General features: G+C 65.7%; 15 protein-coding genes. 11 read left to right on the top strand and 4 right to left on the bottom strand.

Translation table 11 applies throughout. The features are described 5' to 3' along the window. The 5 genes from TX79_RS20115 to TX79_RS19410 form a co-directional block, all read left to right on the top strand. Positions 1 to 55: hypothetical protein (locus tag TX79_RS20115; protein WP_394325001.1), on the top strand; the 55-nt coding region annotated here is incomplete at its 5' end. 158 nt (positions 56 to 213) lie between these two features. Then, on the top strand, positions 214 to 711 hold the full coding sequence (locus TX79_RS15505; protein ID WP_049928555.1) for an NUDIX domain-containing protein: 498 nt from the start codon (positions 214 to 216) through the stop codon (positions 709 to 711). Positions 712 to 824: 113 nt separating this feature from the next. Continuing rightward, positions 825 to 1,919, top strand: a complete 1,095-nt coding sequence (locus TX79_RS15510) for an alpha/beta hydrolase (RefSeq protein ID WP_049928556.1) — start codon at positions 825 to 827, stop codon at positions 1,917 to 1,919. A gap of 117 nt (positions 1,920 to 2,036) precedes the next feature. Beyond that, on the top strand, positions 2,037 to 3,416 hold the full coding sequence (gene serS / locus TX79_RS15515; RefSeq protein WP_049928557.1) for a serine--tRNA ligase: 1,380 nt from the start codon (positions 2,037 to 2,039) through the stop codon (positions 3,414 to 3,416). A 602-nt stretch (positions 3,417 to 4,018) separates the two neighbouring features. Further along, positions 4,019 to 4,543, top strand: a complete 525-nt coding sequence (locus TX79_RS19410; RefSeq protein ID WP_154660559.1) for a hypothetical protein — start codon at positions 4,019 to 4,021, stop codon at positions 4,541 to 4,543. A 189-nt stretch (positions 4,544 to 4,732) separates the two neighbouring features. Here the strand turns inward: TX79_RS19410 and cofG are convergent, their stop codons facing one another. After that, positions 4,733 to 5,896, bottom strand: a complete 1,164-nt coding sequence (gene cofG, locus TX79_RS15520) for a 7,8-didemethyl-8-hydroxy-5-deazariboflavin synthase subunit CofG (RefSeq protein WP_049928558.1) — start codon at positions 5,894 to 5,896, stop codon at positions 4,733 to 4,735. A 347-nt stretch (positions 5,897 to 6,243) separates the two neighbouring features. Beyond that, positions 6,244 to 6,540, bottom strand: coding sequence for a translation initiation factor (locus tag TX79_RS15525; RefSeq protein ID WP_049928559.1), 297 nt, complete (start codon positions 6,538 to 6,540; stop codon positions 6,244 to 6,246). A 178-nt stretch (positions 6,541 to 6,718) separates the two neighbouring features. Between TX79_RS15525 and TX79_RS15530 the strand changes: the two genes are divergently transcribed. Then, on the top strand, positions 6,719 to 7,309 hold the full coding sequence (locus TX79_RS15530) for a hypothetical protein (RefSeq protein ID WP_154660560.1): 591 nt from the start codon (positions 6,719 to 6,721) through the stop codon (positions 7,307 to 7,309). Between the two features lie 109 nt (positions 7,310 to 7,418). Here TX79_RS15530 and TX79_RS15535 read toward each other — a convergent pair whose 3' ends face one another. Continuing rightward, on the bottom strand, positions 7,419 to 7,820 hold the full coding sequence (locus TX79_RS15535; protein WP_049928561.1) for an Hsp20/alpha crystallin family protein: 402 nt from the start codon (positions 7,818 to 7,820) through the stop codon (positions 7,419 to 7,421). 148 nt (positions 7,821 to 7,968) lie between these two features. After that, positions 7,969 to 8,982, bottom strand: a complete 1,014-nt coding sequence (locus TX79_RS15540; RefSeq protein ID WP_049928562.1) for a type II glyceraldehyde-3-phosphate dehydrogenase — start codon at positions 8,980 to 8,982, stop codon at positions 7,969 to 7,971. 160 nt (positions 8,983 to 9,142) lie between these two features. Between TX79_RS15540 and TX79_RS15545 the strand changes: the two genes are divergently transcribed. The 5 genes from TX79_RS15545 to TX79_RS15565 all read left to right on the top strand — a co-directional run bounded on the left by TX79_RS15545 (position 9,143) and on the right by TX79_RS15565 (position 12,704). Next, the gene (locus TX79_RS15545) at positions 9,143 to 10,138 is read left to right on the top strand and encodes a hypothetical protein (protein ID WP_049928563.1); all 996 of its coding nucleotides are present in this window, start codon (positions 9,143 to 9,145) and stop codon (positions 10,136 to 10,138) included. Positions 10,139 to 10,216: 78 nt separating this feature from the next. Beyond that, positions 10,217 to 11,170, top strand: coding sequence for an aminopeptidase (locus TX79_RS15550; protein WP_049928564.1), 954 nt, complete (start codon positions 10,217 to 10,219; stop codon positions 11,168 to 11,170). A gap of 209 nt (positions 11,171 to 11,379) precedes the next feature. Next, on the top strand, positions 11,380 to 11,631 hold the full coding sequence (gene purS, locus TX79_RS15555) for a phosphoribosylformylglycinamidine synthase subunit PurS (protein WP_049929225.1): 252 nt from the start codon (positions 11,380 to 11,382) through the stop codon (positions 11,629 to 11,631). Between the two features lie 59 nt (positions 11,632 to 11,690). After that, positions 11,691 to 12,380: a phosphoribosylformylglycinamidine synthase I gene (gene purQ, locus TX79_RS15560; RefSeq protein WP_049928565.1), complete on the top strand. Its 690-nt coding sequence runs from the start codon at positions 11,691 to 11,693 to the stop codon at positions 12,378 to 12,380. Between the two features lie 84 nt (positions 12,381 to 12,464). Then, positions 12,465 to 12,704: a hypothetical protein gene (locus tag TX79_RS15565; protein ID WP_049928566.1), complete on the top strand. Its 240-nt coding sequence runs from the start codon at positions 12,465 to 12,467 to the stop codon at positions 12,702 to 12,704. Positions 12,705 to 12,718 lie beyond the last annotated feature (14 nt).

The raw sequence follows: 12,718 nt of genomic DNA on the forward strand, positions 1-12,718 counted from the left end.
GGAGCTTCTCGCACTCTCGCGGAGTAACCGCGTGAATATCGAGCGACTCGCGTAGCGTCGCTCGGACTCTCGCGGCACGGCCGCGAGAATATCGAGAAACTCGCGTAACGAGTTTCTCCAACGCTCTCAGCACAGCACCGAAAGCGAGTTCGATCGGTTTTCTCTCGAGCGCGTTTCCATAGCTTTTCCTCGCGGAGCTACCTCGAGTCACGCATGGATCAGACGCTCGAGCTCGACACGCTCCGCGAACGCGACGACGTGACGGTCGAGACCGAGACGCGAACGGTGACGCGACCGGAGTTCGATACGGCCCGCGACCTCGAGGATCACGTCACCCTCGGGCTGGTGAACGACCGCGACGCGGTGTTGCTGATCGCCGACGGGCCGCGGGGCTGGACGCTGCCCGCAACGCCCGTCGATCCGGACGACGACTGGACGGCGGCCGCCGAGCGACTGGCCGAATCACTGACGGACGTGCGGATCACGATCGAGGAACCGGTTCGGCTTCGGGAGGTGACCTTCCGGCTCGAGGACGGGGAGCGGTCGGTCACCAGTGCCGACGTCCTCGTGACGGGGACGGTCACCGGGCAACCGGTGGCCGACGAGCCGACCGTCGCAGGGGAGACGGTCCAGGAGGTCGCCTGGCTCGACCGGCTCCCCGATGGAGCGGCCGACGCCCTCGAGCGGGACGTCCGGTCGCTTCGCGAGTGAACGCCGAGCCGACTGGCGGTAGTTGCGCTCGAGGACAGTCCTAGGTCCCGGAACGGGCGTTCTCGAAACCATCAGTTATCGTTTTCGTCCGGTCTGTTGGTGGTACAATGCGTATGTCACGCGACGGCGAGCGCTCGACGGAACGGACGCCCAGACGGGCGTTTCTCGCGGGAACGGCGGGAATCGGGGCGACGGCACTGAACACGACGGGCACCGTCCTGGCTGGGGACGACTACGAGGGCGGTTCCGATCACGAGTCGGGTCGCACGCTTCCAACGGACGCACCGTGGAAGCCGACGGCACACGACCTGCGGATGGACGACGGGCACCGGTTGCGGGTCTGGGAGCGCACCGCGGTCGAGGACCCCGACGAGGCAGTCATCTTCGTCCACGGGATGACCTACGGGGCCGTCTCGATGTTCGATCCGCCCGTCGACGAGGAGTTCGGCTGGCTCCAGTACGCGGCCGCACAGGGGCAGGCGGCCTTCGCGCCGGACATGCGGGGCTACGGCGAGACGGAACTACCACCGGAGTACGGCGAACCGCCCGAAGCGAATACGCCGCCGCTGTCGTTCGAACGCGAGGCCAGGGACATCCTCCAGCTGACGCAGTGGCTCCGCGAAGAACGCGGGTTCGACCGCATCCACTACGTCGGGCTGTCGGGCGGCACCTGGCGTGGGCGGGCGGTCTACGCGCTCGGCGACCCCGACTACGCGACGGTCACGCTCGCAGGCGGGTCGTTCGACACGCTCGAGGTCGGGGCCGATCCCGAGGGGCCGGCGTACCTGCCGCACACGCGCGAGGAGTTCGAGGCGGCCTGGCTCGCCGAAGTACCCGACGGCGCGACCGTCGACTGGTGGGTCGGCGGCCCCGAGTACACCGCCGAGGAGGTGGTCGGCGCGACCTGGCGAGCGATCTTCGATTCGAACCAGGCGATCGGAACCGATCCCCAGACGATCATCAACCCGCTCGTGTTGCAACGGCAGCAGTACCACCCCCGGCACATCGACGATCCGACGCTCGTCATTCGGGCCTCGAGCGACGAGACCATCTCCCGGGAGGGCGCGTTGAACCTCTACGACGCCGTCGGATCGGTCGATCACCACAAGCGCTACGTCGAGATCGCCGGCGGGACGCACTTCATCTTCCTCGAGCGCAAGCGCGAGGAGTTCTTCGACGCCGTGCGGCACTTCCAGACGCGGTATTGAGGGGTCCCACGGCGACGCAGTCCGTCGTCCGACAGCGCCGTTCGGCCGACGTTCGGGCGGTTCGCTCGACGACGTTTTCCGACACGGTTTTGGACGGCCGCAAAGAACCCACGGCCGATGATCGACCGGAGCTACCTGCGCGAGAACCCCGAGGAGGTACGCGACGCCGTCGAGAATCGGGGGGCCGACGTCGACGTCGACGAACTCCTCGAACTCGACGAACGCTGGCGGGAGCTGAAAGCGAAAGGCGACGAACTCCGCCACGAGCGCAACCAGGTGTCGAAGCGGATCGGGAAGTTGACCGGCAAGGAAAACGAGGAGGAACGCGAGGCGGCCATCGAGGAGTCGAAAGCGCTCAAGGCCGAACTCGAGGAGGTCGAGGCCGAGGCGGCCGACCTCAAGGACGAACTCGACGAGCGGATGCTCGAGGTTCCCAACGTCCCCCACGAGACCGTCCCGCTGGGGCTCGAGGAACGCCACAACGTCGAGGATCGCCGCTGGGGCTTCGACGACCTGCGGGTCGACGCCGACGAGGTGGTTCCCCACTACGAACTCGGCGAGGAACTGGACATCATCGACGAGGGCCGCGGAGCCAAGACGACTGGCTCGGGCTTTTACTTCCTCAAGGGCGACGGCGCACGCTTGGAACACGCGTTGATTCAGTTCATGCTCGATATCCACCGCGAGCAGGGCTACGTCGACGTCTTCCCGCCGGTGCCCGTCACGAGCGAGGCCATGCGTGGGACCGGCCAGTTCCCCAAGTTCGTCGACGACGCCTACCGCCTAGGCGGGAGCAACGACGAGGAATACGCGGACGACGACCTCTGGCTCTGTCCCACCGCGGAGGTCCCGGTCACCAACATGTACGCCGACGACATCCTCCTCAAGGAGGACCTCCCGCTCAAGCATCAGGCCTACTCGCCGAACTTCCGCCGGGAGGCCGGCGAACACGGGACCGAGACCCGCGGCATCGTCCGGGTCCACCAGTTCAACAAGGTCGAACTCGTCAACTTCGTCGAACCCGAGGAGAGCTACGACCGCCTCGAGGGCCTGCTCGAGGAAGCCGAGGAAGTGCTCCGACGCCTCGAGCTTCCCTACCGCATCCTCGAACTCTGTACCGGCGATCTGACGTTCGCGAGCGCCAAGACCTACGACATCGAGGTCTGGGCCCCCGCCGACGACATGGACGACGGCCCCGAAGAGGGCGGCCGCTGGCTCGAGGTCTCGAGCGCGTCGAACTTCGAGGACTTCCAGGCCCGCCGCGCCGGCCTCCGATATCGGCCCGAGCGCCACGAGTCGGCCGAGTACCTCCACACGCTGAACGCCTCGGGGCTGGCGCTTCCCCGCGTGATGGTGGCCATCCTCGAGTACTACCAGAACGAGGACGGCACCGTCACCGTGCCGGAGGCGCTGCGGCCCTATATGGACGGCCAGGAGGTCATCGAGGGCCACGAGAAGGTCGGCGAAGCCGCGTTAGGGGCCGGCGAACGGGAGTAGCGCGTCCAGCGACGGCGGGTCGTACGGTCGGTTTTCCGACGTATTTTTGTAACTGATTCGTGAAGTTTCGTTTAATGTACGTTTCACTGTTTCAAAAGGTCGTCGCGTCCGTCATCGGCGTGCTATTCGTACTTCTGCTGCTAGTGATCGGATCCTGGTGGTTCGCGATACTCGGCCTCGTCGCGATAGCTCCGTTTTTCACGAAAATTCTCACTGCGTGAGCGACGCGTCTCCTCGGGATAGTCATCCTATGCGTGACGACGACAGCGTACGTTCTGGATCGGAAAACGCGGTAGGGACTCTTTTCAGATTCTTCGCACGCTTTACAAGCGACCCACGAAAGTGCTGGCTTCTATGCGCTGCAATAATTCCTGAAATCCCTCTGCGACCGAAGCCAGATTAGAACTGCAGTTAATCTTTCCAGCCAAATTTCCACAACCGTTGTAGGAGTCTACTCCAAACTGCATTAAAACATCTGCTGTTCGACGTTTGGAATACGCTGTACCGAATTGTTCGTGAAGTACTGAAGTCAAGTAGTCAAGGACCATCAGTTTATATGTACCAGTAAATTTATTGAACTTACCACACATAGTTAAAATAAAATGGAAGGTAAAGAGAGTCAGCGGAACTCCATAACAGACCTCCCGGAAGACGAAGCGTCGCGTTTAAAAGATCAAGTATTCGAATCAACGCAGTTTAACAAGATAGATGAGTATTTCCGTGACTATGGGCTCGAACCACACGAGACAGTGGCACAAAGTACCACTAGAGACGGACTAATTATATATCAATTGAATATCTCCTACAGTGATACAGAAAATCCAGCACATACAGCCTTCGGCCATTGGGTCGGTGCCCATCCTGAGACGATTAAAAATGGTGTTGTTGATGCAACCGCATATGGAGAGCAGTTGGCGAAAAAGTATTTTCAGGGTACGGATGAGTTAGATACGATGGTCGTTGTCGAACCAGGGACCCATGCATCAATTATGTATGGTTTAGGCCCTGAGAAGACTATCGTCGTCTCAAAAGACGGGATCGAAACCAGCGATGTCGATTACGGCCCACTCACAAAAGCCATAGAAAATTCGGATGGGGACATTTCGGAACTGTTCGGAAACTCATAATTTTGATTGTGTATCTCGTGAGACAGAAGCAGAGAAGTTGCTTTACGACAGTAGATTGGGGTCGGTACGAGTTCCTCCGCGGCTGTTCCTCTCCATGGAACTTTCTGCGACAGGAGAGACGCGAAGCGGAGGACGGTACGGGGACGGCGATCGACAGCCCCGACAGCGACGTGACGGTCGCCGGTTCCGTTAGGTCAGATCGCCCTCGAGAACGCGACGGTGCCGCTGTCCGGCCTCGTCGTCGGCGGTGAGCGCCTCGCGGATCGTGGGCGAAATCCACTCGCGTTCGGTCGCGTGATCGGGGTCGGTCCCCGCGGCGGGAACGCCGTCGAAGTCGTCGGGTCGCAGGTCGGCGGGCAGGAACCGCTCGTAGACTGGCAGCCGCTCCCCCAGCGGCAGGTCGGCGTGGGCGGCGATCTCCTCGAGTTCGCGCAGCGCGGGCCACGCGTAGTCGGGGTTGATGTGATCGTCGGTGACCGGTGAGACGCCGCCCAGATCGTCGACCCCGCAGTCGATCAGCTCCCGGGCGGGCGCGAGGTTCGGCGGCACCTGCACTGAGATCTCCTCGGGGAGCGCGGCGCGGGCCATCGCCGTCACGCGGCGCATCGTCTCGAGGTCCGGGGAGCCGTCGGACCAGCGCTCGTTGTTGACGACCGGCTGGACGATCACCTCCTGGACGTGGTCGTAGCGCTCGTGCATCTCGCGGATGGCCAGCAGGCTCTCCGCGCGGTCGCGCCACTCCTCGCCGATGCCGACGAGGATGCCCGTCGTGAACGCGACGTCGAGTTCGCCCGCGTTCTCGATCGTGCGCAGGCGCTGGCCCGGTTCCTTCTGCCGCGGGCCGGCGTGAGCGCCGACGTCGGCGGTCGTCTCGAGCATCACGCCCATGCTGGCGTTGACGTCCGCGACCGTGGCCATCTGTTCGCGAGTCTGGTCGCCCGGATTCGCGTGGGGGAGCAACCCCTCCTCCAAAGCGACCTCGCAGGCCGCGCGCAGGTACGTGTGGATCGAGTCGTGACCCCACTCCTCGAGTTGCGCGTGGATCTCGGTGTAGCGGTCGTCGGGATCGTCGCCGAACGTAAAGAGCGCCTCCGTACAGCCGGCGTCCGCGCCGCGACGGCAGATCTCGCGGACCTCCTCGAGCGAGAGCAGCGAGGCCTGGCCGGGCGGATCGAAGTAGGTGCAGTAGGTGCAGGTGTACCGGCAGGCCGTCGTCAGCGGCACGAAGACGTTGCGGGCGAACGTCAGTTCGGAGGGAGCCGCGACGTCGTCCGGACCGACGCCCAGCAGGTCGTCGATCGCGGCCTCGTCGATCTCGATCTCGACGCCGTACTCGTCCGCCCCGGGGATCATTACCTCGGTGTGTCGTCGCGCCGAACATAAGGGCTTCACTTCGTCGGAGACGGAGTCATCGCACAGTTCGCGTCTCCGCTCACCCGTTCTCCCACGAACGATACGTACAGGGGGTGTAGTTACCGTTCCGTATCTGGCCAACCACGTGCGGTGGCGCGCGCTGTCGAGCGGCCGACCGAAAGGGAGGGCGCTCGACCGACACCGTGCGAGGGATGAGCGACCAGCGGGAGCGAATCGGTTGGGGAGGGTGTGGCTACCCCTCGTGTCCACGATAGCAGGACGCTTCGATTCGTCATCCTCCGTTCGAACTCACCGGTCAATACGCAGATTTTCCGATCGCGCGATCCTCACTCGCGCACGTCGAACCCGCGGTCCCGAAGCAGGTCGGGCACCCGATCCCGGTGGTCACCCTGGAGTTCGATCCGGTCGTCGGCGACGGTGCCCCCGGTGCCCATCGCGCTCTTCAGGTCGGAGGCGATCGACTCGATCTCGCTCGTCTCGAGGTCGAACCCCTCGACGATCGTCACCGGCTTGTCGTAGCGACGGCTCTCCGTCCGGATCGAGAGCCGTTGCTGGGACGTCTCGAGGTCGGTTTGCTCGTCGAGTTCCGCGAGCAGGTCGTCGATGTCGTCCTCGTCGGCCATAGCCTGGCGTCGGTCCGCAGCGGAAGGAAACCCTGGCCTTGCCCTCGCAGACACCGCAAGTGTCCGCCGGCGGGAACTGACGCAGGCGGTCCCCGCGCCGAAACCCGGCAACGGGCGGGCGTCTGTATTATCACGGGTGCGATTCATCCCTGCGAGCGTCCTCTACGCGAGGAGGACGATGGGGCTCACCATCCAGCTCGACGAACACGAACACGCCCGCCTCTCCGACGCCGTCGTCGAGACGCGTCCCCCGGACCGGATCGACTTCGTCGCCGAGGGCGTGCTCACGGTCTCCGAGGCGTTACTCGGCGAGTTCGAGGGCACGACCCTGCAGCCGACCGAAGTCGCGTTTACCGTCGACGGCTCGACGCCGGTGACCGTCGACCTCACGGGCGAGCCGACGCTTCGACTCGAGAGCGTGGACGTCGGCGTGACGACGACCGATGCGGACGAGCTGTCGCCGGACGTGACCGCGCTCGATCCGACGAGCGACGGGAGCGGCGATCCGTTCGGGACGACCCCCGGTGCGATCGCGTTCACCGTCGAGGGGACGATTCGCGACGTGCCGGCCGACGCGTTCGCGTCGCTCTCGGCGGGCGAGGCGACGCCGACGGCGATCACGTTCGCCCTGCAGGAGACGACCAAAAGCGACGGTGGCGCGGACGCTACCCTGCTGGAGATCACGCTACTGGGCTACGGCGTCGTGGTGTATCGCAGCGGGATCATCGAGATCGGCACCGGAGGCGTCCCGGGCGTCGCACTCGGCTGAACGAGCGACTCCGGGACCAGTCGCTGGCCGGTCGAGGAAACGCGAGAGGGATGGAGTACCGACGCGGTGACGAGAACGCGAGAAGAGGGAGAGGACAGCGACGACCGCGTTACTCGAGACTGATATCGGAGGACTGTTCGGCGGGATCGAAGACGACCTCGAGGACGCCGTTGTTGTACGTCGCGGAGGCGGTGTGTTCGTTGACGCGGGTCGGCAGGGAGACGCGTTCGTCGTACTGGCGGTGCTCCGTTCCGGCCGAGATGGTCAACACCTTGCCGTCGCACTCGAGTTCGATGTTGTCCTTCTCGACGCCGGGGAGGTCGGCGACGACGCGGACCTCGTCGTCGGTTTCGTGGATGTCGACGTGGGTGTCCATGCCGAAGCCGTTGTCGGTGGGACCCTGGGAGTCGAAACTGACGTTCCCGTCGGCACCGTTCATCATCTCGTTCATCATCCGCTCGATTTCCCGAAACAGGTCGTCGAAGGGCTCGTCGCGGTCGTCTCGTCGCATGGGAGTGTGTTAGGGAGGGGCTGGGAAAAACTTTCTGTCGGACTCACCTGTCGAACCGGTTTGGCGGACTGTCGCCGCTTCTCGTCGGCCTCGACGGCCAGTCCGTATGGTCGTCCGGCAGCGTCCGAATGACCCGTGCAGGTTCGGTCTACAGCCCGATGCCGAGCGTCTCGTCGGTCGTCTCGATGCTCTCCTCGGCGTCGGCCGCGCCCAGCACGGCGCGGATCGCGTCGACGTTCTCGGGGACGACGTCGGACTCCTGGTGGATGCCCTGGAACAGATAGAGGTCCCTGCCGACCGTCGAGATCGACTCCTCCCAGATACAGTTCTCCCAGATGTCCCCTCGCGGACGGCCGACGTCCATGGCGTACTCCTTGAGTTTCCCGCTGCCGTCGATCGACAGCTCTTCGGGGATCAGGAACAGGCGCGATTCGTCGGCGAACAGGTCGCGGACCTCGGCGGCCTCGACCGCCTCCTCGAGGGTGACGTTGAGGCTGTGCATGTGCATCAGCGTCGCGGGCACCTTCATGCCCAGCGTATCGATGTCCAGGTCGTCGAAGATGGTCTCGACGTCGGGGCCGTGGTGCGAGGGGATGGTGACCGGGTTCGGCAGGATGTCGTTGATCGGGCCGCGACCGGTCTGGGCGGGGTCGCCGCCGCGGCGGACGAGCGTCGCGCGGACCTTCTCGATGCCGTATGCCTCGCGCAGCGGGGCGATCACGCGCGAGAGGCCGGTCGTGTTACAGGAGACGACCCGGACGTGGTCGGCTCCCGTGGCGTCCTCGAAGTTCGACCGGGCGTTGAAGCTGGTGTCGACGAGGTCTGCGTCCTCGCCGCCCTGATAGAGCGCCGGCGTGTCGTAGGTCTCGTACATCGACTTGTTCTCCGCGCCGATTCCCGAGGGCGTGGCGTCGACGACGACGTCGGCCGCGTCCACGAGGTCCTCGACGGGACCGGCGATCTCGAGGCCCGCCTCGGCGAACCGGTCGGCGCGCTCTTCGACGGCGGCGTAGAGGTCGAACCCCTTGTCGACGGCCGTCTCGGCCTCGAAGTTCGGGCGCGTTTTGGCGACGCCCAGTACCTCCATGTCGGGCTGGGCACGGACGGCGTCCGCGACGCGTTTGCCGATCGTGCCGTAGCCGTTGATCGCGACCTGAATCATGTGTCCGGCAGTCCACTACCGAGCGGGATAACCGTTTCGAGCCTTCTCGCCGGACTAGTACTCGGTTTCGAGTTCTCGTCTCGCGCTCGAGCCCCCGCGGTTTACGGGGCTTTCGCTCTGCGCCCCAAACGTCGTAAGCGGTCGCGGGATGAGTGACCGCATGGATATCCAGCCGGGACGCGACGTCGACACGGGGTACGACACCCTGATTCGGTGGGTCGTTCTCGAGGGGAACCGGCTCCTCATCACGGCGGGGATCACGGTCGCCTTCTTCGCGCTCGCGTGGGCGCTCGTCGCGGCCGGCGAGCTCTCGGTCGGCCCCAGGAGTCCGATCCAGTCGATACTGGGAAGCGGCGTCGTCGCCGGGCTCTTCTCGCTGATCTCGGTGACGCTGGCGATCAACCAGCTGATCTCCTCGCGGGTCTTCGGGACGCTCGATCGGCTCCAGGAGAAACACGAGGGCGGGACGGAGCTGCGCGAGAGCGTCGGCGACATCGCCGACCACCCCTCGCCGCCGATCCGGATCGCGTCGTTCATCTCCTTCATCGGCGGGATCGTCGCGGAGCAGGCCGACCGGTTGCCGGACGAGTACGCCCGCCGGGACGAGGCGGTCGCCGACGAGATCGAGACCTACGCCGACAACGTCGACGAGTACGCCGGAATCGTCCAGGAGGTCTCGAGCGAGATGCCGCCCGAGAAGGTCATCTCGACGCTGGCGGGTCCGGACTTCGCCCACCACTTCGACCGCACCGACGAACTCCTGACCGAGCGGTACGAGCACCTCACCGCCGACGAGCGGGACGCGCTCGAGACGATCGCCGAACTGCTCGGCGCGGTCACCGTCTTCCGCCAGTACTTCAAGACCGTCGCCCTCCACCAGGAGCTCGCCCAGCTGTCGCGGCAGTTCATCGTCGTCGGCTTTCCGGCCCTCGTCGCCGCGTTGCTCGTCCCGCTGGCCTACGAGACGAACCCGCCGACGGTACTCACCTCGGCCCCGCTCGAGCCGGTCGTCTGCGCCACGCTCGCGCTCGTCGCCGCGCCGCTGGTGCTGGTGATGGTCTACGTGCTCCGCATCGCGACCATCTTCCGGTACACGGTCACGGTCGCGCCGTTCGTGCCGCCCGTCGAGTGGCCGTGGTCGGAGGAGCCCGACTGAGCCGAGCGCGCGACGCGCGTCGCGAGCCGGACCCGCGGATGGCAAAACATTTCGGCCCGCTCGCGCGACAGTACGCGTATGTCAGAACTCCGCGCGGCCGCCGAGACGGCCGTCGAACAGTGTCTGGAACTCCGGGGCGACGAGTCCTGCGTCGTCGTCACCGACGACGAGCGCGAATCGGTCGGCGAGGCCCTCTACGCCGTGGCCAGCGAGATCACCGACGACGCGGCCATCGTTCGCTACTCGCCGGGCGAGCAACACGGCGAGGAGCCGCCCGAACCCGTCGCGGCCGCCCTGGCCGGAGCCGACGCCTTCCTCGCGCCGACGACCAAGAGCCTGAGTCACACCCGCGCCCGGTCCGAGGCCACCGCGGCGGGCGGCCGCGGATCGACGCTGCCTGGCATCACCGAGGACGTCTTCGTCGCCGGCCTCGACGCCGACTACGACCGCATCCGGGAGGCCTGCGAGGAGACCCTCGAGCAGGTCGTCGACGCCGACGAGGTGCGCGTGACCACCGAGCGGGGTACCGACATTGCGTTCGCGATCGGCGACCGCGAGTGGCACGAGGACACCGGCGACGTGAGCGACCCCGGCTCGTTCTCCAATCTCCCCGCCGGCGAGGTGTTCGTCAGCCCCGAATCGGCCGACGGCACCTACGTCGTCGACGGGACGATGCGCCCCCACGGCCTGCTCGAGGACGGCCAGGAACTCGAGTTCGTCGTCGAGGACGGCCTCGTCACCGACATCTCGGACGACGAGATCCGCCGACAGGTCGAGGACGCCGCAGACGAGGTCGGCGACGCGGCGTACAACCTCGCCGAACTCGGTATCGGGACGAACGTCGGCGTCGAGGAACTCGTCGGCTCCGTGCTGTTAGACGAGAAGGCCGCCGGAACCGTCCACATCGCCATCGGCGACAACGCCAGCATCGGCGGCGAGACGGAGGCTCCGCTGCACCTCGACGGTATCCTCCGCGACCCGACGGTCTACGCCGACGGCGAACCGATCGACCTCCCGACGACGGAGAACTGACGCCGATCGATTTGGTAGCGACGCTCACCGACGTTCGGGGTCATAGCCGACTCGAGACCGGACGGCTCGCCGTCCGGAGAGACGCTCCGTTACGCCGGGTTTCGGTCCGGTCGGTGGACGGAGCCCGTCGACGCCGACGAGTATCCACGAACGTGGAATACGACGGCGAGGCGAAAGCGTTTTTGAGCACGGATGCGGGGTTTCGGGTGATGACCGCCTACACCGCGACGGTGACGGTTCGACTCAAACGCGGCGTCCTCGATCCGGAGGCTGAGACGACGAAGCAGGCCCTGGAACGGCTGGGCTTCGAACTCGAGGCCCTTCGCTCGGCCGACCGCTTCGAGGTCGACCTCGAGGCCGCCTCGGCGGACGAGGCCCGCGAGCGCGCCGACGAGATGGCCGAACGGCTGCTGGCGAACCCGACCATCCACGACTACGACGTGGAGGTCGCCGAACGCTAAATGACGGTTTCGATCACGACGACCGACACTGTCGGTCGACACACCGAGGGGTGTCGACTGTGACAGTGTCGATCGTCCGCTTCGGCGGCTCGAACTGCGACCGCGACGCCGCGCGCGCCCTCGAACACCTCGGCATCGACGCCGAGATCGTCTGGCACGAGGACGGTCTCCCCGCCGACACCTCAGGAATCGTCCTGCCGGGCGGGTTCTCCTACGGGGACTACCTCCGGGCCGGTGCGATGGCCGCCCGGTCGCCGATCATGGAAGCGGTCCGTGAGGCCGCGGCCGACGGCGTGCCCGTGCTCGGCGTCTGTAACGGGGCCCAGATCGGCTGCGAGTCCGGGCTGACCGAGGGAGCCTTTACCACGAACGAGAGCGCCCGGTTCCAGTGCGAGCACGTCTACCTGCGGGTCGAACGTGCGGACACGCCCTGGACCGCCGCCTACGAGGAAGGCGAGGTCATCGAGGTTCCCATCGCCCACGGCGAGGGCCGGTACGAGATCGACGACGACCGCCTCGCCGAGCTCGAGGCCGAGGACCGAATCCTCTTCCGCTACTGCGACGAGGACGGCGAGACCGGCCCCGACGTGAACCCGAACGGCTCGAAGCACGACGTCGCGGGCGTGCTCGGCGACCGCGAGACCGTCGCCGTGTTGATGCCCCACCCCGAACGCGCCACGCTGCCCGAGATCGGACCGACCGACGGCCAGGGGATCCTCCGGGGCTTCGAGACGGCCAGCGACGCCTGATCGAGGCTCGAGTCGAGCACCCACCTTCTACCGGATCCGTCACTCAGGAAAGAAAAGTATGCCTTCGGTACGAAGAGGATCGATATGAGCTACGGCAGACCGATCGCTGCAGCCGTTTCCGGTGGGATCCTCGCGTCCGTCGGCTACGCGCTGTTTCCCGACTGGACGGAACTCGAGTGGCAAGGGTTGGTCCTCGCTACCATCACGGTCGGTCTGGTGATCGTCATCGGTCTCTCCCTGTGTCTGTACGGACTGTTCACCGGAATCGAAACCGCAGTCGCCGCTGGAACCGAACGAACGCCCGACGACGGGTCGGCTGACTGACCGGACACGCATAC

The sequence above is a fragment of the Halopiger goleimassiliensis genome (assembly GCF_000455345.1).
Lineage (GTDB): Archaea > Halobacteriota > Halobacteria > Halobacteriales > Natrialbaceae > Halopiger_A > Halopiger_A goleimassiliensis.